Below are 24,741 nucleotides of genomic sequence, written 5' to 3' on the forward strand. Positions count from 1 at the left end.
CGTCGCCGACGGAGCGCGGCGCCGCGCTCCGCGGACCCGGCGCGGGGAGTCAGGCCTGGTCGCGGGTGGGGATCAGGGGCGCGTGGCGCGCTCCAGTTCGAGCAGGGCCGAGTGATAGGAGCGGCCGGTGGCCTGATCCATCCCCACCTCGCACATCCGGTTCGCCGACAGGTGGGCGTCGAAGGCGCGCGCCGTCACCTCCGCCGCCTCGCGGGCCGTGGCCGACGCGGTCAGCTCCGGGTGCAGCATGCCCCGGTCGCCCGCGAAGGCGCAGCAGCCCGCGTCGTCCGGGACCACCACCTCCTCGGCGCACGCCTCGGCGACCGCCCTGAGCGCGCCCGTGTCACCCAGATGCTCCATGGAGCAGGTCGGATGCAACACCGCCGAGCCGATGGTGCGCCGGATCTCCAGTCGCGGCAGCAGTTCCTCGGCCGCCCAGACGACGGAGTCGACGACACGCAGCTCCGCGTGCAGGGCCCGGTTGTCGTCCGTCAGGTAGGGGACCACCTCGTGCGCGATGCCCAGGGTGCAGGAGGAGGCGTCGACCACCAGCGGCAGCCGTCCGCCCGCGGTCCAGCCCCAGGCGGACTCCACCATCCGGTTGGCCATCACCCGGCTGCCGGCGTCGTGGCCCTTGGAGTGCCAGATCGTCGCGCAGCAGGTGCCGTACACGTCGCGGGGGATCCACACCGGCAGTCCGGCCCGCTCCGAGAGGGCCACCACGGCCTCCGGCAGGGAGGGTCCGGGCTCGCCCTCGGGGCCGCCGAAGATCCGGTTGACGCAGGCCGGGTAGTACACCGCGACGGCCCCCACCCGCCGGGTGTCGGGCAGCACGCGGGCCGCGGCGCCGGGGATCCGCGGCAGCCACTGCGGCACCAGATCGGGGCTCACGGCCTTGCGCGCGACGCCCGTCACGGCCCGCAGGAACCGGGCGCCGCCCCGCTGCGAGAGCGTGTCGGCGGCGGCCACGGCCAGCCGGGCGGCCGACTCGACCGTGCGGAAGTGCCGGGCGGCCAGCTCGGCGACCCGCTCCTCGCGCGGACCGTGCCGTCGGTGGCGGAAGTCCTTCATCAGGGCGCCGGTGTCGATGCCGACGGGGCAGGCGAGCTTGCAGGTGGAATCACCCGCGCAGGTGTCGACGGCGTCGTAGCCGTAGGCGTCGAGCAGCCCTTCGAGGACGGGGGAGCCGGGAGGCTGGCGCATCATCTCGCGGCGCAGCACGATCCGTTGCCGCGGCGTGGTCGTGACGTCCTCGCTGGGACAGGTCGGTTCGCAGAAGCCGCACTCGATGCACGGGTCGGCGACCGCCTCCACCCGCGGAATGGTCTTCAGCCCGCGCAGGTGGGCCCGGGGGTCACGGTCGAGGAGGACGCGCGGGGCCAGCACCAGGTCGGGGTCGATGATCCGCTTGGTGCGCCACATCAGTTCGGTGGCCTCGGGGCCCCACTCCAGCTCCAGGAAGGGGGCCATGTTGCGGCCGGTGGAGTGCTCGGCCTTCAGCGAGCCGTCGAAGCGCTCCACGGTGAGCCGGCAGAACGCGTCCATGAAGGCCGCGTACCGTGCCACGTCCGCCGGGAGGCCCGCGTCGAACGCGAGCAGGAAGTGCAGGTTGCCGTGCGCGGCGTGGCCGGCCACGGCGGCGTCGAAGCCGTGTTCGGCCTGGAGGGCGAGGAGGGCCTCGCAGGCCTCGGCGAGCCGGCCCGGCGGGACGGCGAAGTCCTCGGTGATCAGGGTGGTCCCGGGCGCGCGGGCTCCGCCGACGGCGGTGACGAAGGCCTTGCGGGCCTTCCAGTACCCGGAGATGGTGCCCGGGTCGCGGGTGAAGGCGTTCGTCACCGAGGCGACCGGGGCGACCAGCTCCAACCGTGCGAGCACTTCGGCCGCGCGCCGCTCGCAGTCGGCCCGGCCCGCCTCGTCCGGGGCGCGGAACTCCACCAGCAGCGCGGTGGTGTCCCTCGGGAGGTCGGCCCAGTCCGCGGGCACCCCCGCGACACTGACCGAGGCCCGCAGGGTGTTGCCGTCCATCACCTCGACGGCGATGGCCCCGGCCTCGTTGAAGAGCGGCACGGCGGCGGCCGCGGCGGGCAGGGACGGGAAGAACAGCAGGGCGCTCGTCAGCTCGCGGTCCAGGGGGAGCGTGTCGAAGACGACCTCCGAGATGAAGCCGAGGGTGCCCTCGGACCCCACCATCAGGCCGCGCAGGATCTCGACGGGGGTGTTGCCGTCGAGGTAGGCGTCGAGCCGGTAGCCGGTGGTGTTCTTGATCTCGTGCTTGGCGCGGATCCGGGCGGCCAGTCCCGGGTTCGCCTCGATCTCCCGCTTGATGCCCATCAGCCCGCGGCACAGGCTCGGTTCGGCGCGCGCCAGTTCCTCGTCGGCGAGCGGGTCGGCGGTGTCCACGACGGTGCCGGTGGGCAGTACCAGGGTCAGGGACGACAGCGTGCGGTACGAGTTCCTCGTGGTTCCCGCCGTCATGCCGGACGCGTTGTTCGCCACGACCCCGCCCAGGGTGCACGCGATGGCGCTCGCCGGGTCGGGGCCCAGGATCCGGCCGTGGCGGGCGAGTGCGGCATTGGCGCGCAGCACGGTGGTGCCGGGTCGGATCCGTGCCCGTAGACCGCCGTCGAGCACCTCGACGCCGGACCAGTGGCGGCGCACGTCGACCAGGATGTCCTCACCCTGGGCCTGACCGTTGAGCGAGGTCCCGGCGGCACGGAAGACCACCTCGCGCTGCTTGCCGTGAGCGTACGAGAGCACGGCGGAGACGTCGTCGATGTCCTCGGCGACCACCACGACCCGGGGCACGAACCGGTACGGCGACGCGTCCGAGGCGTACCGGACCAGGTCGGAGACCTTCCACAGCACCTTCTCGGCGCCGAGCAGCTCCGACAGGTCGGCGCGCAGCGCCTCCGGCGTGCCGCCCGCCCGCTCATCCGACACCCGATCGGGCGAAGGGGCGCCGACGTCGCGCGGCCGCAGGGCGCCGGGCCTCGGTTCCAGCAGCGGCATGGCGGCGACCCCTCGACTCGGCGGCGATCTCAGCAGGTGGGCTCCGCCGGGGCGTCCGCCAGAGCGTTCAACAGGCCACCGAGCACCCTGCGCTGTTCGGCGGTCAATGGAGCCAGGATCTCCTCTGCCGCGTCGGTTCGCGCGTTGCGCAGCCGGCGCAGCGTGGCGCGGCCGGCGTCGGTCAGCTCGATCCGGATCACCCGACGGTTCGCCGGGTCCGGCGCGCGACGTACGCACTCGGCCGCCTCCAGCCCGTCGACCAGCGTGGTGACGGCACGGGGAACCACCTCCAGGCGCGCCGCGAGATCCGCCATGCGGGGCGGTTCCGCGCCGTCGTAATGCGAGACCAGCCGCAGCAGCCTTGACTGGGCGGGAGTGATCCCGAGGGGTTCGAGATGGCGCTTTTGGATGCGGTGCAGTCGGCGGGTCAGGCGGAGCAGTTGCTCGGCGAGTACCCCGTCCGTGCTGTCCGTGCTGTCGGCTTCGGGAGCGGTGCTCATGCTGCGGTCCTCATAATGGCAAGAGTATAGGGACCAGATTCATTGTGAGTATAGGTAACAATGAGCTATGCTCATGCGAGTCTCGTCAGAAGGAGGCCCATGCGCCCCAAAGAGCCCGAGTGGTCCCCATCGAAAGAAGCCCTCGACCCCAACCGACCCGCACCGGCGGACCAGCCTCGTGAGCTGCGCCGCATCGTTTCCCTCTTCCGGCCCTACCGCGGTCGGCTCGCCGTCGTCGGCGCGCTCGTCGGCGCCTCCTCCCTCGTCGGCGTCGCCTCGCCGTTCCTGCTGAGGGAGATCCTGGACGTCGCGATCCCCCAGGGGCGGACCGGACTGCTGAGCCTGCTGGCGCTCGGCATGATCCTCACCGCGGTCGTCACCAGCGTCTTCGGCGTGCTCCAGACCCTCATATCCACCACCGTCGGCCAGCGCGTCATGCACGACCTGCGCACCGCCGTGTACGCCCAGCTCCAGCGGATGCCGTTGGCCTTCTTCACCCGCACCCGCACCGGCGAGGTGCAGTCCCGCATCGCCAACGACATCGGCGGCATGCAGGCCACCGTCACCTCCACCGCCACCTCCCTCGTCTCGAACCTGACGGCCGTGATCGCCTCGGTCGTGGCCATGCTCGCGCTGGACTGGCGCCTGACGCTCGTCTCGCTCCTGCTGCTCCCCGTCTTCGTGTGGATCAGTCGGCGGGTGGGCCGCGAGCGCAAGCGGATCACGACGCAGCGGCAGAAGCAGATGGCCTCCATGGCGGCGACGGTCACGGAGTCGCTCTCGGTCAGCGGCATCCTGCTCGGCCGGACCATGGGGCGCGCCGACTCGTTGACGCGTTCCTTCTCGGAGGAGTCCGAGAAGCTCGTCGGCCTCGAAGTGCGCTCCAGCATGGCCGGGCGCTGGCGGATGTCCACCATCGGCATCGTCATGGCCGCCATGCCCGCGCTCATCTACTGGGCGGCGGGCATCGCCCTGCAGACCGGCTCCCCCTCGCTGTCCGTCGGTACCCTCGTCGCCTTCGTCACCCTCCAGCAGGGCCTGTTCCGGCCCGCCGTGAGCCTCCTGTCGACCGGCGTGCAGATCCAGACCTCGCTCGCGCTGTTCGCCCGGATCTTCGAGTACCTCGACCTGCCGGTGGACATCACCGAGCGCCCGGACCCCGTACGGCTGGAGCGCGCCAAGGGCGAGGTTCGGCTGGAGGACGTGCACTTCGCGTACGAGGCCAAGAACGGCCCCACCCTGTCGGCGATCGACATCACCGTGCCGGCGGGCGGCTCCCTCGCGGTGGTCGGCCCGACCGGTTCCGGCAAGAGCACCCTGAGCTATCTGGTGCCCCGGCTCTACGACGTGACCGGCGGGCGGGTGGTCCTCGACGGAGTGGACGTGCGCGACCTGGACTTCGACTCGCTGGCCCGGTCCATCGGCGTGGTCTCCCAGGAGACCTACCTCTTCCACGCCTCGGTCGCCGAGAACCTGCGCTTCGCCAAGCCCGACGCCACCGACGAGGAGATCGTCGAGGCGGCCCGCGCGGCCCAGATCCACGAACACATCGATTCGCTGCCCGACGGATACGACACCCTCGTCGGCGAACGCGGCTACCGCTTCTCGGGCGGCGAGAAGCAGCGCCTGGCCATCGCCCGCACGATCCTGCGCGACCCGCCGGTGCTGATCCTCGACGAGGCCACCAGCGCGCTCGACACCCGTACGGAGCATGCGGTGCAGCGGGCCATCGACAACCTCTCCGCGGGCCGCACCACCATCACCATCGCCCATCGCCTCTCCACCGTTCGCGACGCCGACCAGATCGTCGTACTGGACGCCGGTCGAATAGCCGAGCGGGGAACGCACGAGGAACTCCTGAAGGCCGACGGCCGGTACGCCGCGCTCGTCCGGCGAGACCGGGACGCCGCCGTGCTGCCGGAGGGTGCCGTGAACGAGAAGGCCGTGAACGACACGGTCAAGGGTGAGACGGTCAAGGGTGAGACGGTCAAGGCGGCCAAGGGTGAGACGTTCGGCGACGCCGTACCGACCCCGGTAAACGTGTGACCATATGACCGGAAGGTGGGTGAGATGACGGAAATGCGGCAGTTCGCGGGTTAACGTGCCCGCATGCGTCATGAAGATCTGCCGCCACAGCGCCACCCCCGGCTCACCCGCCGGGGCAGGCTGGCGCTCCTCTTCGGCACGTTGCTCGGGCTCGGGGCCGCAGTCCTGATTCCGCTGCTGCCGGGCGAGAAAGTGCCGGAGAAACCACGCCAGTTGCTGATTCCCGAAGGCCGGCGGGCCCCGCAGGTCTACGCCGCCGTGGACAGCGCGCTCAAACTTCCCGCGGGATCCACGAAGTCGGCGGTGGCGACGGCCGGCCTGGCCCTCCCCCCGGAGGCCAAGGGCAACCCGGAGGGGTATCTCTTCCCGGCGACGTACCCGGTGACCTCGAAGTCCACTCCGGCGTCGGTGCTCGCGTACATGGTGCGGACGGCGAACGGAAAGCTGGCCACCAAGGCCGTCGCGGACGGTGCCAAGGCCCACGGAATGACCCCGTACCAGACGGCCACCCTCGCCAGCATCATCGAGGCGGAGGCCGACACCCGTGCGGACATGGGCAAGGTGGCACGGGTGGTCCACAACCGGTTGGCGAAGTCGATGCCGCTCCAGATGGACTCCACCATCAACTACGCGCTGAACCGCAACACGGTGGACACCAAACTGAGCGAGACGAAGATCGACAGTCCCTTCAACACGTACGAACGTCAGGGCCTGCCGCCCACGCCGATCGACAGCCCCGGACTGGAGGCGATGGCGGCGGCCGTCGCCCCGACTCCCGGGGACTGGCTGTTCTTCGTCACGGTCAAGCCGGGGGACACGCGCTTCTCGGCGACGTACGAGGAACACAAGAAGCACGTCGCGGACTTCAACCGGCTGCGCGCGCAGGCGGGGGCCACCCGCGCCGAGGCAGGACCTCCCGGCCGCGAGGAGACGCGACCCCCCGGACGCGGCGCCGACCCCGCGCCCTAGGTGTGTCGTCCCGGGCGGGGCGTGGGTGTGGCGGGGCGTGCGGGGATACTCCTGTAATGCTGTTGAACTGGATCGCCGAGGTGGCGGACGAGCCCCTGGCGTTGGAGCCGGATGACCGGCGGGTGGAGTGCGAGACCAACACCTGGTCGCTGACTGTGGGCGACGAGGAGAGGGGGTCGTTGTGCGTCTCCGAGGTGGTGGGTGCCTTCGAGAGGGCCGCTTCCGTCATCCGGGGACGCGTGCGCGAGCTGGGCTTTCCGGGGGTGGTGACCTTCCATGTGTGGCGCGACGAGCAAGCCGGGCAGCTCCGTTGCTCGACCGCTTCGCTGCCTTCGGACGCGTTGCCGTTCAGGAGTGCCTATGTGGCCTGCGACGATCTCGCCCCGCTCGTCGAAGGATTTCTGAACGACAACGGGCCGAGTCTCCTCGCCTGGTCGGACCTGGGCGACGTGTCGAACCTGTCGGAACAGATCGAGATCGAGGAAGAGGCCGAGATCGAGGCCGAGGCCGGGTCGGGTATCGTGCCGTTCCCCGTCTGGGTTCGCAGCGTCGGAGCCTGACGCTGCCGGGTTCCGCTCGATCCCGGATGCCGGCCGGACGGTCTTGAGCCAGGGAAAGAGCCTCCCATGACGTGTATCCGAAGGGGTCGTGCCGCGTAGATCACCGGCTTCGCTTCGGCCGCGGGCGCGGGGCCGGGGGAGCCGCTGGGTGCGGTATCGCGATGTCCCGGGCCTGTCCGGTGCGGCGAACGCCGCCGTTCGCGTGCTCGAACGGGATCGATTGTCTCCGGGCATCGTGGCAGTCGCGCTGAGCGTGTGGTCCGTGCGCGTCCTCGGCACCGGACGCCGGTGGAGGCCGTGGGAGGCCGAGTTCACTTGCCCGTGCTGTGGCGAGGGGTGGGCCCGGGACACGCTGCACGAGGCACTGGTCATGCTGCCGCCGAAGGCCGCCCGCGAACTCCGGTCGCGGGTCGACGACTTGGACGCGGTGCTAGTCGCGCGCACGCACCACGAGTCCGCGACCGACCCGGAGTTGGCGTGGTGGCACCGGAGGTGCTGACCGGTTCATCGCCGCTGACAGGGGCACGGTGGCCGGCGGGGGCCGATCAGGCGCGGCCCGCTTCGGCGGTTTCGCGGGTGAGGAGGCGGCGGATCTCGCGGACCGCCGCGCCGCCGGCCCGGTTCGCCCCGATGGTCGACGCCGACGGCCCGTAGCCGACGAGGTGGATCCGTTCGTCACGGACCGCCCTGGTGCCCTCGACGCGGATCCCGCCACCCGGCTCGCGCAGGTGTAGGGGCGCCAGGTGGTCGACGGCGGCCCGGAAGCCGGTCGCCCAGAGGATCACGTCGGCGTCCACGTGTCGCCCGTCCGCCCACGTCGCTCCGGTCGGGGTGATCAGGTCGAACATGGGGCGGCGGTCCAGGACCCCGGAGTCGAGCCCCGCCCGGACGGCGTCGGTCAGTGCCAGGCCCGTCACGCTGACCACGCTCTGCGGCGGCAGGCCTCGCCTGACCCGGTCCTCCACCAGCGCCACCGCCGCCCGACCGGCGGACTCGCCGAAGTCGCGGTCGCGGAACACGGGTGGCCGGCGGGTCACCCATGTGGTCTCCGCCGCCACCTCGGATACCTCCAGGAGGTGTTGTACCGCCGAGGTGCCACCGCCCACGACGATGACCCGGGCCCCCGCGAACTCCCGCGGCCCCGGGTAGTTCGCGGTGTGCAGCTGACGGCCCCGGAAGGTTTCCTGGCCCGGGTAGCGGGGCCAGAACGGCCGGTCCCAGGTGCCGGTGGCGTTGATCAGGGCCCGCGGCGCCCAACTGCCCGCCTCGGATTCCACCAGCAGTCGCCCGGCGGATCCCTCGCGTACGGCGGTCACGTCCACGGGCCGGCGTACGCGTATCCCGAAGCGTTCCTCGTACGCGGCGAAGTACTCCCCGATGACCTCGGAGGACGGCCGCAGCGGGTCCGCGTCCGTGAGCTCCATGCCGGGCAGTGCGTGCATGCCGTGCACCTTGCCGTAGGTGAGGGACGGCCAGCGGAACTGCCAGGCTCCCCCCGGCCGCGGCGCATGGTCCAGGACCACGTGGTCGATGCCCGCCCGGGCCAGGTGGTGAGCGCCGGACAGGCCCGCCTGCCCGGCGCCGACGACCACCACGTCGACCGCCGCCGCTTCCCGCCCCCTGAGTTCGTTCACGCTTCCACCAACCCGTGGGGGCCCGGGGATCTTCCCGACCCGATGCGGACGGGCCGACCGGGGTACGGCGCCGGGGTGGGTCGCCGGGTCCTCGTCCCCCGGCGCCGGGTCAGGGGGCGAGCAGCCCGCGGGCCGCGAGTTCCGGGGTCACGCCCTCCCCGAACCAGTACGCCTCCTCCAGGTGGGGATAGCCCGACAGGACGAAGTGTTCGATCCCGAGCGCGTGGTACTCCTCGATCCGGTCCGCCACGTCGCCGTGGCTGCCGACCAGGGCGGTACCGGCGCCGCCCCGGACCAGACCCACGCCCGCCCACAGGTTCGGCGCGATCTCCAGCTTGTCGCGCGAGCCGCCGTGCAGGGCGAGCATGCGCTGCTGGCCCACCGACTCGCTCGCGCCGAGCAGTGACTGCGCCGTCGCTATGGACGCGTCGTCCAGGTCGTCCAGCAGCCGATCCGCCGCACCCCAGGCCTCCTTGGCGGAGTCCCTGGAGATGGTGTGCAGCCGGATGCCGAACCGGACCGTACGTCCCCGCTCCTCGGCCAGCGAGCGGATCCAGTCGATCTTCTCCTTCACCTGTTGTGGGGGCTCGCCCCAGGTCAGGTACACGTCCGCGTGCTCGGCGGCGACCGGCCCGGCCGCCGCCGAGGAACCGCCGAAGAAGATCTCCGGCAGCGGGTCGGGCGGCACCGCCGTCAGTCCGCCGTCGATCCGGTAGTGCTCGCCCCGGAAGTCGTACGGCTGACCGCCCCAGACCCCCCGGACGACCGACAGGAACTCGGCGGTCCGCTCGTACCGCCGATCGTGGTCCAGGTGGTCACCGAAGCGCCGCTGCTCCGCGGAGTCCCCACCCGTCACCACGTTGAGCAGCAGCCGACCCCGGGTGATCCGCTGGTAGGTCGCGGCCATCTGCGCGGCGAGCGTCGGCGAGATCACCCCGGGCCGGAAGGCCACCAGGAACTTCAGTCGCTCGGTGTGCTGCGCGAGCGCCACCGTGGTCAACCAGGCGTCCTCGCACCAGGTACCGGTCGGGGTCAGGACCGCTTCGAAGCCGAGGCGTTCGGCGGCCTTGGCGATCTGCGCCAGGTACTCGATGTCGGGCTCGCGCACTCCGGCGGCGGCGCGGTTCTGTGCGTAGGCGTGCCGATCGACCAGGGTGCGGCCGTCGCCGCCCGTCGGCAGGAACCAGTGCAACCGGACGGTCATCAGGAGTCCTTCCCGTAGCTGCGGGCGGGGGTGGTGGAGGGCGGCAGGTCGCGGTTGAAACGGGTGTCCACGAAGTCCTTGAAGACGACCTTGCCGGGGATCAGTTTCAGTTCGGCGAAGGTGTCGGCGATCTTCTGCTCGGAGGCGACCGCCGCGTCGTCGACGGCGACGGTGACCCGGGTGCCGGTGCTGCGCTTGACGGCGTCGAAGGCGACCTCGTAGGGCAGCCCGGTCTCCTTCGACCAGACCTTCGCCCACTCCTCCGGGTGCTTGAACACCCAGTCCTGGGCGCGCTGGAGCCGCTGGAGGTAGTCCGCCACCGCCTTGCTCTTCGCCCCGTCGGCGAGGGCGGCGGGCGCCGCGACCTGGAAGCCGAGCCCGTTGACGATCCCCTCGCCGCTGGTGAGGATGCGGGCACCGGAGCGCAGAACCTGGGAGGTGTACGGGTCCCACACCGCCCAGGCGTCGACCTTGCCGCTGTTGAAGGCGGCGAGCGCGTCGGCCGGCTGGAGCAGGGTGATCCGTACGTCGGAGGGGGTCAGTCCGGCCTGTTGGAGGCTCGCGATCAACTGGAAGTGCGCCGAACTGCCCTGCGCCACCGCGATCTTCCTGCCCCGTAGTTCGGCGGGGGAGCGCAGGGACGAGTCCTTCGGAACGAGGATCGCCTCACCCTTGGAGGAGCCGTGCGTGGCGCCCACCACGCTGATCTTCGACTTGGCCGCCGCGGCGAAGACGGGTGGCGTGTTGCCCACGCCGCCGATGTCCACGGCCTTGGCGTTGACGGCCTCCAGCAGCGGCGGACCGGAGGTGAAGGTGGACCACTTGATCTGGTAGTCGAGGTTCTCCAACTCGCCGGCGGCCCGCAGCAGCGACTCCGAGCCGCCCTTCTGGTCGCCGACGTTCAGCGTGACCTTGGCCCCGCTCCCGGGGCCGTCCTCGGACGTCGCCCCCGTGTCGGCGGCGGAACTGCCACCGCAGGCGGAGAGGACCAGCGACAGCGGAATCAGCGAGGCCAGCAGGGGAAGGGAGTGACGTCGTCTCATGGTTGCTTCTCTTCGATCTCTCGTACGTGAGGGCGGGGGAATGGACGTGCGGGGCGGTGCGGAGGGGGAGTCAGACGACGCCGAGTTCGGCGAGCAGGCGTGCGCGCAACTCCGCGAAACTGCGGTCGCCCACCGCGCGCGGGCGGTCGAGCGGCACCTGGGTGTCGTAGGCGATGCGGCCCTCGTCCATCACCAGGACGCGGTCGGCCAGCAGTACCGCCTCGTCCACGTCGTGGGTGACCAGCAGCACGGCGCAGCCGCGCCGCTGCCACAACTCGGCGACCAGTTGCTGGGCCTTCAGGCGTGTCAGTGCGTCCAGGGCCCCGAACGGCTCGTCGAGCAGCAGCAGATCGGGTTCGCGGACCAACGCCCTGGCGAGGGAGGCCCGTTGGGCCTCGCCGCCCGAGAGGGTCTTGGGCCAGGCGTCGGTACGGTGCTCCAGCCCGACCTCGGCCAACGCCCGCTCGGCTCGGGCCCGTTCGGGGCGGCCGGGCAGTCCGAGCAGGACATTGCGCCAGACCCGCTTCCACGGCATCAGCCGGGGCGCCTGGAAGGCCACGGCGCGTCGCCGCGGGACCAGGACCCGACCCTCGATCTCCCGGTCCAGGCCGGCGAGGATGCGCAGCAGGGTGGACTTGCCGCACCCGCTGCGGCCCAGGAGCACGGTGAACTCCCCGGCGCGCAGGGTCAGATCGAGGCCGCCGATGACGGCCCGCCCGTCGAAGGAGCGGGTCAGGCCCTCGACCCGGACCGCCGCGGTGTCGGTCGCGTCGAGCGTGTCGGTGGTGGTCACTGGCCCGTGAAGGTCGGTCGCCATTGCAGCAGCAGCCTTTCGAGAGCGCGGACGAGGAGGTCGGCGGTGAGGCCGAGGAAGGCGTACACGACGAGGCAGACGACGATCACGTCCGTGCGGAAGAACTCGCGGGCCTGGTTCATCAGGAACCCGATGCCGGCGTCGGCGTTGATGGACTCCCCGAACACCAGGGCCAGCCAGGCGGTGGCGAGGGAGTACCGCAGCCCCGTCATGAAGCCGGGCAGCGCCCCCGGCAGCACCACGTGTCGTACGAGCCCCCAGCGGCCGAGCCCGAGCGCCCCGCCCGCCTCGATGAGTTGCTCGTCCACGCCGCGGATGCCGGCGTACACGTTCAGGTAGAGGTGGAAGGCCGTGCCGAGGGCGATCAGCGCCACCTTCGGGGCCTCCCCGATGCCCATCCAGATGATGAACAGCGGGATGAGGCCGACCCAGGGCACCGTACGCAGCATCTGCACGCTCGCGTCGATCAGATCCTCACCGAGGCGGGAGAGGCCGGAGAGCAGCGCGAGCAGGGTGCCGATCGTTCCGCCGATCACCAGGCCGATCGCGACCCGCTGGAGGGACACCCCCATCGCGGTCGGCAGGGTCCCGTCCGCGATCAGGTCCGATCCGGCGGCCGCGATGGTGGATGGCGGAGCCAGGGTGTCCGCGGGCAGTACGCCGAGGCTGCTCGCGAGCTGCCACGCGGCGAGCAGGAGCAGCGGGCCGACGGTCCGGCGCAGCCAGCGGGGCACCGATCGGCGCCGCGCGGACGTGGGGACGACCGCCACGAGGGCGGGGGAGGGCCGCCCCTCGGATCGCGTCGGCTGATCTTTCCTGGAATCACGCGATATGTCCGGCGGCGCATGGCTGATGCTCATGGGGGCTCCACGGAAGGGGAGAGGAGGGGGAGCGCGCGTCGACACGGACCCCCGAGCCGGTGCGGCAGGGCGGGTCACCCGGGCGGCGGGACTGCGCCGGCCGGCAGGGTCAGGGCACGCGAAGGCAGAGCGCGGAGCACTCGTGACGTGAAGGGAGAGAAGGCGTCAGTGGCCGCGGCGACACGCGGCTGAGGCCACCCGCAGCAGGTCGATGTGACCGCGCGTGGTGAGCAGGACTGAACGCAACATGCGGCGAAACCTAGCCGGCGGGCCGGGTTCCGGTCAATGGCGTCTCGCGCACTGGACCGGTCGTCTCCATGGGCGGGACGCCGGTCGGCCCGTCGACATCGGTTCGGCCCGACCGTCGCGCAGGGCGCTCGGGCCCACGACGAGGAGCGCGAACTCCTTTGTCTCGGCTGGAGTTCGCGCTTCCGAGTGCCCGGGCCGGTGGAACGGGCGACAGGATCAGGCGGATGCCTCGATCCAGGACGCGAGTTGCTCGGGGGTGGTGTTCGGATCGGCGACCAGGGTCGCCAGTTCGTCCTCCCGGAAGGTGGCGGTGGTGACCGCCGGGCAGCGGTGGCAGGCGTCCACCCCCGTCTGCTGCCACCACTGGCACCGGGAGCGAAGGTGGCACCGCGGGACGGCGCGGGAGTCCGCCGCGGGCGGCAGCGCCAGGACCCGCTCGACCAGGGCGCAGTCCGCGCCGCGTCGATTGACGCAGTTCGAGACGCAGTGCGAGGCGAAACGGAGTACCCGCGTCGGTTCGATTCCCTCGGGGATCGAACCGAGCACCTCCGACGCCGGAACCGGGTCCGCGAGGTAGGTCACCCGGCCTTCCGTCGCCGAGCGGACGCCGAGGACGACGGACTCGGGTGCCCGGGCCTCACCGCTCGGACACCACGTGGACGGCGTCGCCGCCGGCGCGTCCGCTTCCGGCGCGGCCCCTGTCTGGTCGGATCCCACGGTGCTCACCCGCCCCGTCAGCCGTCGATCGCGTCGTGCGATTCCACTGCCTCGCGGCCGACGGGCCCGCCGAGAGTGCCCTGGAGTCCGAGGGCCTGCTCCTCGGCGACGGCCTGCGCGAGGCTCTCGTGCAGGCCGCTCACGGAGGTGATGCGTTCCGTCGGGGCGGGCGCCGCGTTGGCCGCGCCGACCGCCGTGATCGCGATGCCCGCGGCCAGCACGATCGCGGCGCCGCCGGCCGCCAGCTTCTTGTTCGTCTTCATGGGCCTCTCCCGGTGTGGGGCGGCGGAGGTTCCACCGCTGTCCTGTACCGGCACGACCGTAGGAGGGCGCGCCGCCCCGAAGAGGCAGTTCCCAGCGGCAGTTGGAGCGGGTGCGGGAGGAAGCGGGAGGCCGCGGCCCCTCACCTCGCGGATCCCGTCGGCGTCGCCCCGGCCGCCGTTCGCCCGCCCCGCCCCGCCCCGGCCCGCCCCGGCCCGGCGATCAGGCGCCCCGGCGATCAGGCGGCCCGGTGTTCGCCCAGCCACTCGTAGGCGGTGTCGGCGCTGAACTCGCTCCGGCCGCCGCGGAAGAGCAGCCCGGCCGTCGTGAAGGCCGGGTCCCCGGCGGCGATCGGGATGTAGGGCACGGCCAGGCACTCCATGCCGGCGGCGTGCGCGGCCCGCACGCCCGGCGCCGCGTCCTCGACGACCACGCAGTCGGCCGGTTCGGCCCCGAGCCGGCGGGCCGCCTCCAGGAACACGTCCGGGGCGGGCTTGCCCTGCGGCACCTCCTCGGCGGACACCACCGTCGTCAGCAGCGCGTCCAGCCCGGTCCCGGCCAGCACCGTGTCGATGGCCTCCCGCGAGGAACCGGAGGCGACCGCCATCGGGACGCCCTCGCAGTGCAGCCGCTCCACGAACTTGCGCATCTCGGGGAAGACCTCGGTTCGGGTGCGGGCCAGCTCCAGATAGGCGGCGTTCTGTTCCGCGAGGAGCTGTTCCACCGGGGCCCGCAGCGCGTGACGCTCCTTGAGGATCTCCAGCGTCTCCATCGTGCCGATGCCGATGAAGCGCGCGTGCTGTTCCCAGGTGAAGTCGGGGATCCCGTGGTGTGCCAGGGTGCGGCGTCCGGACTCGTAGTAGTTCGGCTCGCTGTCCACGAGAGTGCCGTCGAGATCGAATATGACGGAGATCATCCGCTGTGCCCGTCCTGCCGGTCGTGTACGTTTCCCGTCCATATTGTCAGGGTTTGCGAGCGGCTCGTCCCACGGCCTCCACCAGCGGCAACACTCGGTGCGCGACCCGCTCACGCAGCGCGACCTCCGTCCGGGTGCGGACCACGCCCGGCAGCCTGATCAGGCGCTGGATGACGTCCTCCAGATGCGCGTTGTCCCGGGCCGCGACCCGGGTCAGCAGATCGCCTCCCCCGGTGATGGAGAAGGCCTCGATGATCTCCGGTACCGCCGACAGGGCGTCCCCGACCTCGTCCAGATGCCCCTGCGTGACCTCGATGTGCACGAAGGCCAGCACCGGGTGACCGAGCGCGGCGGGCGACAGCACGGGGCCGGTGCCCGTGATCACCCCGGTGCGCTCCAGGCGGTCCAGCCGGGCCTGGAGGGTGCCGCGCGCCACGCCGAGGAGCCGGGCGTACTCCCGGACGCTGGTGCGCGGCTGCTCGATCAGCAGGCGCAGGATTCGGGTGTCGAGCTCGTCCACCGCCATGCCGTGAGGGTATCCGCCCGCGACGTCCCACGGGCTCGGACACTCACCCGGTACGGCGGGGCGGCCACGGCAGGAAGCCGCTGGTCCGGGCCCGATAGGCGGCGTACCCCGGACGGTCCGCCATATGGCGTTCCAGGAGGCGTTTGCCGCTGCCCGCGATCAGCAGATACGACATGACGAGCGGGCCGATCACCGACACGGCGAACGCCGGCCAGGTCCCCCACGCGGTCAGCGACAGGCCCCACCACACACAGAAGTCGCCGAAGTAGTTCGGGTGCCGGGTCCACGACCACAGGCCCCGGTCCATGATCCGGCCCCGGTTCGCCGGATCCGCCTTGAACCGGGCCAGCTGATGGTCGCCGACCGCCTCGAAGGTGATCCCGCACAGCCACAGCGCGGTGCCCGCCGCCATCGCGAGCGCCCCCGGGCCGTCGGTGGCGTACGGGCCCGCCTGGATCGGCAGGGAGACCAGCCACACCAGAGCCGCCTGCAGCAGGTACACCATGCGCAGCGCGTACAGCTGAGGGTTGCCGGGAGCCTTGGCCAGCATCCGCTCGTACCGCGGGTCCTCGCCGTGCCCGCGCCCCCGCCACGCGATGTGCCCGGCGAGACGCAGCCCCCACAGGACCGTCAGGGCGGCCGTGAGCGGCTGCCGCCCGTCCGACATCCCGTACGTGGCCACCGCCACGGCGGCGAACGCCAGGCCCCAGGCCACGTCGACCACCCGGTGCATCCCGCGCCGGACGCCCACCGCGAAGGTGATCAGCAGGACGGCGAGCGCCACGCCCGCCGAGACCGCCAGGTTGACGCCGAAGGCTCCCCAGTTCACGACGGGCCGCCGTCCGGGGCCGTCAGCAGGATCTGGTGCACGTCCAGGTAGCCCGACGCGAAGCCGGCCTCGCAGTACGCCAGGTAGAACGTCCACATCCGGCGGAACGTCTCGTCGAAGCCCAGCGCCTCGACCCGCTCGGCCCGCTCCGCGAACCGCTCCCGCCACAGCCGCAGGGTCTGCGCGTAGTGCGCCCCGTAGTTCTCGCAGCGCTCCACCCGCAGGCGGGTGTGGGTCCGGGCCATGTCCTCCACCACCCGCACCGACGGCAGCATGCCGCCCGGGAAGATGTACTTGTGGATCCAGGTGTACGTGTCCTTCGTGGCCAGCATCCGCTCGTGCGGCATGGTGATCGCCTGGAGCGCCACCCGCCCGCCCGGGGCCGTCAGTCGGTCCAGCGCGGCGAAGTAGACCGGCCAGTACTCCGCGCCGACCGCCTCGATCATCTCCACGCTGACGATCGCGTCGTAACTGCCGGTGGCCTCGCGGTAGTCGCACAGCCGCACGTCGACGCGGTCCGTCAGCCCGGCTTCCGCGATCCGCTTCATCGCCAACTCGCGCTGCTCCCGGGAGAGGGTGAGCGTCACCACCCGGGCGCCGCGCGCCGCCGCCCGGATCGCGAGTTCGCCCCAGCCGGTGCCGATCTCCAGCAGACGGGTGCCCGGGCCGACGGCCGCCATGTCCAACAGCATGTCGATCTTGCGGTGTTGGGCGTCGGCCAGCTGGCCGGGACCGGCGGGAAGGGCGCGGAACACGGCGGACGAGTAGGTCATCGTCGGGTCGAGGAACTCGGCGAACAGTTCGTTCGACAGGTCGTAGTGCCGCCGGATGTTGGTGCGGGAGCCGTCCGGGGTGTTGCGGTCGGTGTCCGGGTGTCGGGCCGCCCACAGGCCCCGCAGCCTCTGCAGCGGCGCCGGGACCAGCCCCGCCACGTGCCCCGCCATCACGGTCAGTACCGCCACCGGATCGCGGGCGTCCCACTCCCCGGCGAGGTACGACTCGCCGAAACCGATCAGGCCCTCCGCGGTGATCCGCCGCTCGAAGGCGGCCGGGTCGTACACCGCCATCGCCGGACCGCCCTTGCCGAGGAGTTCCCCGGGCCCCATCCGGACCTGGAGCGGCAGCCGGTCGAGGGCCCGCCGGATCAGCAGCCGCCCCACGGCCGCCCGCGTGCGGGGCAGCTTCGGCACCGCCGGGAGCGTCATCGTGCTCACTTCACACCCTCCTGGGGTACGTGTCGGGGGCGCGGTCGCACCGGCAGACCGCGCAGCCACAGCCGGATGCCGTGGAAGCGGATGCCCACCGCCACCGCGGCGGTGGACCAGGGGTGGCGCAGCGACGCCCGTACGGCGCCCCACGCGCCGGCGGGCCGGCGCTCCCCCCGCACGGTCGCCGTCAGCCGCGCGCCGTCGGCCCCGCCGGCCAACTGCACCATCAGCTCCAGCCGGCCGTCCGGTTCGGGCAGCCGCATCCGGTAGCCGCCGTCCACGTCGAGGAACGGGGAGACGTAGAACTCCTTCGCCGCCCGGGCCGTTCCCCGCGCGGCCTCCGGACCGAGCAGGTAGCAGTGCCGCTCCCCGTACGTGTTGTGCACCTCGGCGACCACGTGGCGCAGCTCCCCGTCGGGGCCGTGGCACCAGTACACCGAGATCGGATTGAACACGTACCCGAACACGCGGGCGTGCGCGAGCATCGACACCCGTGAACCGGCTGGCAGCGCCGCGTCCTTCGAGACCAGGAAGCGATCGAGCCCGGCCCGGATCGTCGGCAGCCCGCCGCCGAAGTGGTCCCGCGCGTCGAAGTGGGCCAGGTGCCGCAACGGGCCCGGCAGCCGGGGGAGTTCGTCGAGGTCCACCAGCCACAGGTACGAGCGGTGGCGCAGGCCGTACGAGCGCTCGCCGGCCCGCACGTGTCGTATGTCGGCCTCGTACAGGCGGGGTTTCACCAGCTCACCCCCAGCGCCGCCGCCGCCTCCACGCCCGAGCGGCAGCCGTCCTCGTGGAACCCCCACCCGTGGTACGCGCCGGCGTAGGCCGTCACCGGCCCCGACAGCGCGGGCAGCAGACGCTGCGCGGCCACCGACTCCGGCGTGTAGACGGGGTGTTCGTAGTCCATCTCGGCCAGGACCAGGTCCGGGCGGACCCGGTCGTCGGCGTTCAGCGTCACCACGTACGGCTCCGGCGCGTCCAGACCCTGGAGCCGGTTCATGTCGTAGCTGACCCGCACGTGACCGTCCTGGGGGCGGCAGCCGGACAGCCGGTAGTTCCAGCAGCCCCGGGCCCCGGCCGCACGCGGCAGCACCGAGGCGTCGGTGTGCAGCACGGTCCGGTTGCGGGAGTAGCCGAACGCGCCCAGCGCCTCGCGTTCGGCGTCCGAGGGGTCGGCCAGCAGGCGCAGCGCCTGATCGGCGTGGACGGCGACGACCACCGAGTCGTACGCCGTGGACGTCCCGTCCGCGGTGGTGATCCGCGCGCCCTCCGCGGTGCGCTCCACGGCCCGTACGGGAGTGCCCACCCGGACCGCCCCCGTACCGAGCCGCTCGCGCAGCAGCTCCACGTACCGGGCCGAACCACCTTCGATCGTACGCCAGTTCGGTGAGCCGCCCACCGACAGCAGACCGTGATGGGCGAGGAAGCGGAACAGGTAGCGGGCGGGGTAGCGCAGCGCGGTGTCCGGCGGGCAGGACCACACCGAGGCCACCAGCGGGATGGCGAAGTGCCCGGTGAAGTACGCCCCGAACCGGCCCTGCCGCAGGAACCGGGCCAGCGTGATCTCGGGACCGGCCGACGGGGTCGCCAGCAACCGCCGGGCCTGCCGGTGGAAGGCCGGCACCTGGGCCAGCATCCGCAGGTAGGCCAGGTTCGCGGCGGCCCGCGGCTGCGCGAACAGCCCGCGCGGACCGCGCGCCCCCGCGTACTCCAGCCCACAGCCCTCGCAGTGCACCGACAGGCTCATCGTCGTCGGTCGGGTGGCCACCCCCAACTCGCCGAAGAGGCGCAACAGATGCGGGTAGGTACGGTCGTTGTGGACGATGAACCCGGAATCCACCGACCGCAGCTCGCCGTCCGTCCCCTTCAGCTCATGGGTGTGGGCGTGCCCGCCCAGCCGGTCGTCGGCCTCGTACAGGGTCACCTCGTGGGAGCGCGCCAGCACGTATGCCGCCGTCAGCCCCGAGACACCCCCGCCGACCACGGCCGTACGCGGTCGTGATCGTCCTCGCTCGTTCATCGTGTTGCCTCCTTGACCGGTACTTCGGAGCCGGAGGGGTGCTCGGATGTGTCTCCGGGCGAACCGGGCCACCAGGATTTCGGTCCGATGTCCCTGACCAGGGCAGGAACCAGCAGCGAACGCACGACGAGGGTGTCCAACAGGACGCCGAAGGCCACGATGAACGCGATCTGCGCCAGGAAGGCGAGCGGAATCACCCCCAGCGCGGCGAAGGTCGCCGCGAGGACCACACCCGCCGAGGTGATCACTCCGCCGGTGGAGGTCAGACCGCGCCGGATGCCCTCGCGGTGACCGTGCGCCACGGTCTCCTCGCGAACCCGGGACATCAGAAAGATGTTGTAGTCCACCCCGAGGGCGACCAGGAAGACGAACCCGTACAACGGGACCGAGGCGTCCGTCCCGGTGAACCCGAACACGCCCCGGAAGACGAGGGCGGACACGCCGAGCGTGGCGAGGAAGTTCAGCGCGACCGTCGCCACCAGCAACAGGGGCATCACCAGCGAGCGCAGCAACCCCGCCAGGATCACCAGGATGATCCCGAGCACCACCGGCACGATCAGGGCGCGGTCGTGGGCCGCCGTCCGCTGGGTGTCGTACTGCTGGGCCGAGTACCCGCCGACCAGCGCGTCCGCGCCCGCGACCGCGTGCACGGCGGTCCGCAACCGGCCCACCGTCTCCTTGGCCGCGTCGCTGTCGGCCGCGTCGTCCAGCGTCGCGTCGATCCGGACCCTGCCGCCGGGGCCCGGGGCGCCCACCCGCGCCGCGTCGGCGACGCCCTCGGTGGCCCGCGCGGCCGCCACCACCTCGGAGGCCCGGTCCGCGTCCGCGATCACCACGGCGGGGTTGCCCGCACCCCCCGGGAAATGCCGGCCCAGCGTGGCCTGCGCCGACACCGACGGGGCGTCGTTCACGAAGATCTCGTCGAGCGGCACCCCCTTGGAGACCAGCATCGGGGAGAGGGCCGCGCAGGCCAGCAGCCCGGCCAGGGTCACGGCCCACACCCGGCGCGGCGCCCGGTCCACCAGCGCCGCCACCCGGGTCCAGACGGGATGCGCGGCGTCGGAGGCCTTCGGGCGGGCCGGCCAGTAGGCGGCCCGGCCCGACAGGACCAGCGCGGCGGGCAGGAACGTCAACGCGGCGAGCACGGCGCAACCGATGCCGATCGCCCCCACCGGTCCCAACGCCCGGTTGTTGGTCAGGTCGCTCAGCAGGAGCGCCAGCAGGCCCAGCGCGACGGTGGCGGCGCTCGCGACGACCGGGCCCAGCGTGCGCCGCCACGCGGCCCGCATCGCCGTGAACCGGTCGGGCTCCGTCGCGAGTTCCTCCCGGAACCGGGCGGTCAGCAGCAGCGCGTAGTCCGTCGCGGCGCCGATGACCAGGATCGACAGGATGCCCTGCACCTGACCGTCCACCCGGACCAGCCCGCGATCGGCCAACGCGTACACGATCGCGCAGGCCAGGCCGAGGGCGAGCACCGCGCCGAAGACCACGATCAGGGGCAGCAGCACACTGCGGTAGACCACGAGCAGGATCACCAGGACCGTCGCCAGCGCCACCCCCAGCAGCAGTCCGTCGATGCCCGCGAAGGCGTCCCCGAGGTCCGCCTGGGTGGCGGCCGGACCGGCGATCGACACCGTGGTGCCCGGCACCTTCCCGGCCGCCCCGCGCACCCGGTCCAGTACGTCCGTCAATCCGTCACCGAGGTCCGGCCGCAGCGGCACCACACCCCGCAGGGCCTGCCCGTCCCGCGAGGCAACCGCCGGGGAGGCCGGGCCCGCGAGCCCCTCGCCCCCGGTCAGCGAGGCCAGCGCGGCGCTCGCCGTGCCCTGGACGGCGGGGGTGAGCCGGCCGCCGTCCGAGGCGGTCCACACCACGATCGCGGGCAGCGACTCGGCCTGCCGCAGGGCCCGCTGCGCCTCCACCACCCGGGTGGACTCGGCGCTGCGCGGCAGGAAGGCGGCCTGGTCGTTGGTGGCGACCTCGCCGAGCTTGCCCGCGTACGGGCCGAGCACCCCGCCGACGGCGAGCCAGCCGAGCAACAACAGGATCGGAATCACCAGGCGGGTGATCCGCGGTGACGGGCGCATGGCACTCCCGGACAAGAGGTCAGTCTGTGCTGAGGTGGTGGACGGGCCTTCTGGATCACCTTTCGGCCGGGACACGTCATTCGGATGCGCCGCTCGGGCGAGCGACGCATCCGATCGCACCGACCGGACCGAATCCCCAGTGAGGTCACGCCCACGAGATCTCCCGGCATCCCACGAGATCTTCCGTACGAGGTCCCCGACCGGGACCACCAGGAGCGGAGACGCGTCATGACAAGCCTGCGATGTCTGGTCACCGGGGCCACCGGCTACATCGGCGGCCGGCTGGTGCCCGAACTCCTCGACGCCGGCCATCAGGTCCGCTGCCTGGCCCGCTCCCCGGAGAAACTGCGCGACCACCCCTGGGCCGGCCGGGCCGAGGTGGTGCGCGGCGACGTCGTCGACCCGCGTTCGGTGGGGGACGCCCTGCACGACATCGACGTGGCCTACTACCTCGTCCACTCCCTCGGCACCGGCTCCGGCTTCGAGGACCGGGACCGCGCCGCCGCCCGGATCTTCGCCGAGCAGGCCCACGCGGCGGGGGTCCGGCGGATCGTCTACCTGGGCGGGCTCACCCCCACCGGGGTCCCGATCCGGGAACTCTCCACGCACCTGCGCTCCCGCGCCGAGGTCGGGGAGATCTTCCTGGCCTCCGCCGTCCCGGCGACCGTCCTGCGCGCCGCAGTCATCATCGGATCCGGCTCCGCCTCCTTCGAGATGCTGCGCTACCTCACCGAGCGGCTGCCCGTCATGGTCACCCCGAGCTGGGTCGGCACCCGCTGCCAGCCGATCGCCGTCCGCGACGTCCTGCGCTACCTCGTCGGCAGCGCCACGATGCCGCCCGAGGTCAGCCGGACCTTCGACATCGGCGGCCCGGACGTGGTCACGTACGAGGAGATGATGCGCCGCTACGCCTCCGTGGCCGAGCTCCCCAAACGGCTCATCCTGCGCGTCCCGATGCTCACCCCGCGACTGTCCAGCCACTGGATCGGACTGGTCACCCCGGTGCCGCGGCGCCTCGCCCGACCGCTCGCCGAATCGCTGCGCCACGAAGTGGTGTGCGAGGAGCACGACATCGCCGAGTACGTCACCGACCCGCCCGGCACGCCGTTCGGCTTCGACCAGGCCCTCGCCCTCGCCCTCCAGCGGGTCCGCGACGCCAACGTGGTCACCCGCTGGTCCTCCGCCTCCCTGCCCGGCGCCCCCAGCGACCCGCTGCCCACCGACCCCGACTGGGCCGGCGGCAGCCTGTACGAGGACAAGCGGGGACTGGACGTGGACGCCTCGCCGGACGCGCTGTGGCGGGTGGTGGAGGGCATCGGCGGGGAGAACGGCTGGTACTCCTTCCCGCTCGCCTGGGCGGTACGCGGCTGGCTCGACCGGCTCGTCGGCGGCGTCGGCATCCGGCGCGGCCGGCGCGACGCGTCCCGTCTGCGGGTGGGCGACTCGCTCGACTTCTGGCGGGTGGAAGAGATCGAACCGGGCCGGCTGCTGCGGTTGCGCGCCGAGATGCGGCTGCCCGGCCTGGCCTGGCTGGAACTGCGCGCGGAACCCGACCCGGACACGGCCCCGGAACCCGCCGCCGCAGCCCGCACCGACACCGACCACGCCCCGGGACGGACGGCGACGGCGACCGCCACGACCGGGACCGCGACGGCGGCGCGTTCCCGCTACCGCCAGCGCGCCCTGTTCCACCCCCACGGGCTGCTCGGGCACATGTACTGGTGGAGCGTCTCCCCCTTCCACGCCGTGGTCTTCGGCGGCATGGCGCGCAACATCGCCCGGGCCGCCGAGCGGCAGCCCCCCACCCCGGCCGGACGACCCGAGGGCGGCAGCGCATCCGATCCGGACCGACACGCCGAAGCACCCCACGACAACCGTCCCCCACGACCCTGACGCGGAGACGAGAAACCATGAACGTCGCGGTGGTCCTGTACACCTCGGACCTGCGCCTGCACGACCACCCACCGCTGCGCGCGGCCATGTCCTCCTGCGACCGGGTCGTGCCCCTCTTCGTCCGCGACCGGGCCATCGAGGCGGCCGGTTTCACCGCGCCCAACCGGTCGGCGTTCCTCGCCGACTCCCTCGCCGCCCTCGACGCCGGGCTGCGCGAACGCGGCGGACGTCTGGTGGTCCGTTCCGGCGAGGTCGTCGACCGGGTGTGCGCCGTCGTACGCGAGGCGGACGCCGACGAGGTGCACATGGCGGCCGGGGTCAGCGCGTACGCCCACGCCCGCGAGGAACGGCTGCGCGCCGCCCTGGAAGCCGAGGGCCGGCGGCTGTACGTCCACGACGCGGTGATCACGGCGGTCGCCCCTGGGGCCGTGCGGCCCGCCGGCGGGGACCACTTCGCCGTCTTCACCCCGTACCTGCGCCGCTGGAGCGAACTGCCCCCGCGCCCCAGCGCACCGGCCCCCCGCACGCTCCGGGTCCCCGACGACATCGACTCCGAGGCGCTGCCCGAGCGCACCGCCGTCACCGGGACCTCCCCGGGCCTCGCGCGCGGCGGCGAGCGCGAGGCCCGGCGACTGCTCTCCGGCTGGCTGAACGACGGCATCGCCCGCTACGAGGACACCCACGACGACCTCGCAGGCGACGCCACCTCCCGACTCTCCCCCCACCTGCACTTCGGCACGATCTCGCCCGTCGAGGCCGTCCAACGCTCCCGCGCGGTCGGCGGGCCGGGCGCCGAGGCCTTCGTCCGGCAACTGTGCTGGCGCGACTTCCACCACCAGGTACTGGCCGCCCGCCCCGCCGCGGCGGCCGAGGACTACCGCGCCCGCCGGGACCACTGGCGCACCGGAGCCGACGCCGAGGAGGAGATCCAGGCCTGGAAGGAGGGCCGCACCGGCTATCCGGTGGTCGACGCGGCCATGCGCCAGCTCGCCCACGAGGGCTGGATGCACAACCGCGGCCGACTGTTGGCCGCGAGCTTCCTCGCCAAGACCCTGTACGTGGACTGGCGGGCCGGCGCCCGACACTTCCTCGACCTCCTCGTGGACGGGGACCTCGCCAACAACCAGCTCAACTGGCAGTGGGTGGCCGGCACGGGCACCGACACCCGACCCAACCGGGTCCTCAACCCGGTCCGCCAAGGCCTGCGCTACGACCCCGACGGCACCTACGTGCACCGCTGGGTTCCCGAGCTCGCCGACCTGCCCGCCCCCCGGGTGCACGAGCCCTGGCGGCTGCCCGCCCCGGAACGCGCACGCTTCGACTACCCGGACCCGCTGGTCGAGCTCGCGGACGCGCTCGGCCGCTTCCGGAAAGGGCGCGGAATCGAATGAGGGCC

The 24,741-nt window shown here is 72.6% G+C and carries 23 protein-coding genes; 6 read left to right on the forward strand and 17 right to left on the reverse strand.

What is annotated here, in order from left to right; genetic code table 11:
- Nucleotides 1–72: 72 nt before the first annotated feature.
- Entirely contained in the window at nucleotides 73–3,009 is a 2,937-nt protein-coding gene (locus tag ADK55_RS30765; RefSeq protein ID WP_053683379.1) for an FAD-binding and (Fe-S)-binding domain-containing protein, read from the reverse strand.
- A 29-nt stretch (nucleotides 3,010–3,038) separates the two neighbouring features.
- A complete protein-coding gene (locus tag ADK55_RS30770; RefSeq protein ID WP_053683381.1) occupies nucleotides 3,039–3,509 on the reverse strand; it encodes a MarR family winged helix-turn-helix transcriptional regulator in 471 nt (156 codons plus the stop codon).
- A gap of 99 nt (nucleotides 3,510–3,608) precedes the next feature.
- On the opposite strand from ADK55_RS30770, the gene ADK55_RS30775 reads away from it, so the two are divergent.
- The 4 genes from ADK55_RS30775 to ADK55_RS30790 all read left to right on the forward strand — a co-directional run bounded on the left by ADK55_RS30775 (nucleotide 3,609) and on the right by ADK55_RS30790 (nucleotide 7,583).
- On the forward strand, nucleotides 3,609–5,555 hold the full coding sequence (locus ADK55_RS30775) for an ABC transporter ATP-binding protein (protein WP_053683383.1): 1,947 nt from the start codon (nucleotides 3,609–3,611) through the stop codon (nucleotides 5,553–5,555).
- 63 nt (nucleotides 5,556–5,618) lie between these two features.
- The gene (gene mltG / locus ADK55_RS30780) at nucleotides 5,619–6,524 is read left to right on the forward strand and encodes an endolytic transglycosylase MltG (protein WP_053683385.1); all 906 of its coding nucleotides are present in this window, start codon (nucleotides 5,619–5,621) and stop codon (nucleotides 6,522–6,524) included.
- A 56-nt stretch (nucleotides 6,525–6,580) separates the two neighbouring features.
- A complete protein-coding gene (locus tag ADK55_RS30785; protein WP_053683387.1) occupies nucleotides 6,581–7,084 on the forward strand; it encodes a hypothetical protein in 504 nt (167 codons plus the stop codon).
- Between the two features lie 148 nt (nucleotides 7,085–7,232).
- A complete protein-coding gene (locus tag ADK55_RS30790; protein ID WP_159041604.1) occupies nucleotides 7,233–7,583 on the forward strand; it encodes a hypothetical protein in 351 nt (116 codons plus the stop codon).
- Between the two features lie 46 nt (nucleotides 7,584–7,629).
- Here the strand turns inward: ADK55_RS30790 and ADK55_RS30795 are convergent, their stop codons facing one another.
- From ADK55_RS30795 to ADK55_RS30860, 15 genes are all read right to left on the reverse strand, one after another.
- Nucleotides 7,630–8,718, reverse strand: coding sequence for an NAD(P)-binding domain-containing protein (locus tag ADK55_RS30795; protein WP_053683391.1), 1,089 nt, complete (start codon nucleotides 8,716–8,718; stop codon nucleotides 7,630–7,632).
- A 109-nt stretch (nucleotides 8,719–8,827) separates the two neighbouring features.
- Nucleotides 8,828–9,922, reverse strand: a complete 1,095-nt coding sequence (locus ADK55_RS30800; RefSeq protein WP_053683393.1) for an LLM class flavin-dependent oxidoreductase — start codon at nucleotides 9,920–9,922, stop codon at nucleotides 8,828–8,830.
- Nucleotides 9,922–10,965 carry an ABC transporter substrate-binding protein gene (locus tag ADK55_RS30805; RefSeq protein ID WP_053683395.1) on the reverse strand — a complete coding sequence of 348 codons (1,044 nt, stop codon included), beginning with the start codon at nucleotides 10,963–10,965 and terminating at the stop codon, nucleotides 9,922–9,924. Before ADK55_RS30805 ends, ADK55_RS30800 begins: the two co-directional genes overlap by 1 nt.
- Before the next feature lie 70 nt (nucleotides 10,966–11,035).
- Nucleotides 11,036–11,782: an ABC transporter ATP-binding protein gene (locus ADK55_RS30810; protein ID WP_053683397.1), complete on the reverse strand. Its 747-nt coding sequence runs from the start codon at nucleotides 11,780–11,782 to the stop codon at nucleotides 11,036–11,038.
- On the reverse strand, nucleotides 11,755–12,639 hold the full coding sequence (locus tag ADK55_RS30815; protein ID WP_078999594.1) for an ABC transporter permease: 885 nt from the start codon (nucleotides 12,637–12,639) through the stop codon (nucleotides 11,755–11,757). Before ADK55_RS30815 ends, ADK55_RS30810 begins: the two co-directional genes overlap by 28 nt.
- Nucleotides 12,640–12,804: 165 nt before the next feature.
- The gene (locus ADK55_RS41085; protein ID WP_351373514.1) at nucleotides 12,805–12,888 is read right to left on the reverse strand and encodes a putative leader peptide; all 84 of its coding nucleotides are present in this window, start codon (nucleotides 12,886–12,888) and stop codon (nucleotides 12,805–12,807) included.
- A 216-nt stretch (nucleotides 12,889–13,104) separates the two neighbouring features.
- Nucleotides 13,105–13,605, reverse strand: a complete 501-nt coding sequence (locus ADK55_RS30820; RefSeq protein WP_053683462.1) for a hypothetical protein — start codon at nucleotides 13,603–13,605, stop codon at nucleotides 13,105–13,107.
- A 17-nt stretch (nucleotides 13,606–13,622) separates the two neighbouring features.
- Entirely contained in the window at nucleotides 13,623–13,868 is a 246-nt protein-coding gene (locus ADK55_RS30825; protein ID WP_053683399.1) for a hypothetical protein, read from the reverse strand.
- Nucleotides 13,869–14,104: 236 nt separating this feature from the next.
- On the reverse strand, nucleotides 14,105–14,782 hold the full coding sequence (locus ADK55_RS30830; protein WP_053683401.1) for an HAD family hydrolase: 678 nt from the start codon (nucleotides 14,780–14,782) through the stop codon (nucleotides 14,105–14,107).
- A gap of 46 nt (nucleotides 14,783–14,828) precedes the next feature.
- Entirely contained in the window at nucleotides 14,829–15,308 is a 480-nt protein-coding gene (locus ADK55_RS30835; protein ID WP_053683402.1) for an Lrp/AsnC family transcriptional regulator, read from the reverse strand.
- A gap of 43 nt (nucleotides 15,309–15,351) precedes the next feature.
- Entirely contained in the window at nucleotides 15,352–16,137 is a 786-nt protein-coding gene (locus tag ADK55_RS30840; protein ID WP_053683404.1) for a DUF1295 domain-containing protein, read from the reverse strand.
- A complete protein-coding gene (locus tag ADK55_RS30845; RefSeq protein WP_053683465.1) occupies nucleotides 16,134–17,342 on the reverse strand; it encodes an SAM-dependent methyltransferase in 1,209 nt (402 codons plus the stop codon). The genes ADK55_RS30840 and ADK55_RS30845 overlap by 4 nt, the downstream gene beginning before the upstream one ends.
- Before the next feature lie 5 nt (nucleotides 17,343–17,347).
- Entirely contained in the window at nucleotides 17,348–18,085 is a 738-nt protein-coding gene (locus ADK55_RS30850; RefSeq protein WP_053683467.1) for a DUF1365 domain-containing protein, read from the reverse strand.
- A complete protein-coding gene (locus tag ADK55_RS30855; RefSeq protein ID WP_053683406.1) occupies nucleotides 18,079–19,365 on the reverse strand; it encodes an NAD(P)/FAD-dependent oxidoreductase in 1,287 nt (428 codons plus the stop codon). Before ADK55_RS30855 ends, ADK55_RS30850 begins: the two co-directional genes overlap by 7 nt.
- Nucleotides 19,362–21,452 carry an MMPL family transporter gene (locus ADK55_RS30860; RefSeq protein WP_053683408.1) on the reverse strand — a complete coding sequence of 697 codons (2,091 nt, stop codon included), beginning with the start codon at nucleotides 21,450–21,452 and terminating at the stop codon, nucleotides 19,362–19,364. Before ADK55_RS30860 ends, ADK55_RS30855 begins: the two co-directional genes overlap by 4 nt.
- A gap of 228 nt (nucleotides 21,453–21,680) precedes the next feature.
- Between ADK55_RS30860 and ADK55_RS30865 the strand changes: the two genes are divergently transcribed.
- Both ADK55_RS30865 and ADK55_RS30870 read left to right on the forward strand, forming a co-directional pair.
- Nucleotides 21,681–23,345 carry an SDR family oxidoreductase gene (locus ADK55_RS30865; RefSeq protein ID WP_234350322.1) on the forward strand — a complete coding sequence of 555 codons (1,665 nt, stop codon included), beginning with the start codon at nucleotides 21,681–21,683 and terminating at the stop codon, nucleotides 23,343–23,345.
- A gap of 17 nt (nucleotides 23,346–23,362) precedes the next feature.
- The gene (locus tag ADK55_RS30870) at nucleotides 23,363–24,736 is read left to right on the forward strand and encodes a cryptochrome/photolyase family protein (RefSeq protein WP_053683469.1); all 1,374 of its coding nucleotides are present in this window, start codon (nucleotides 23,363–23,365) and stop codon (nucleotides 24,734–24,736) included.
- Nucleotides 24,737–24,741: the final 5 nt, after the last annotated feature.

This window comes from Streptomyces sp. WM4235 (assembly GCF_001279725.1).
Classification (GTDB): domain Bacteria; phylum Actinomycetota; class Actinomycetes; order Streptomycetales; family Streptomycetaceae; genus Streptomyces.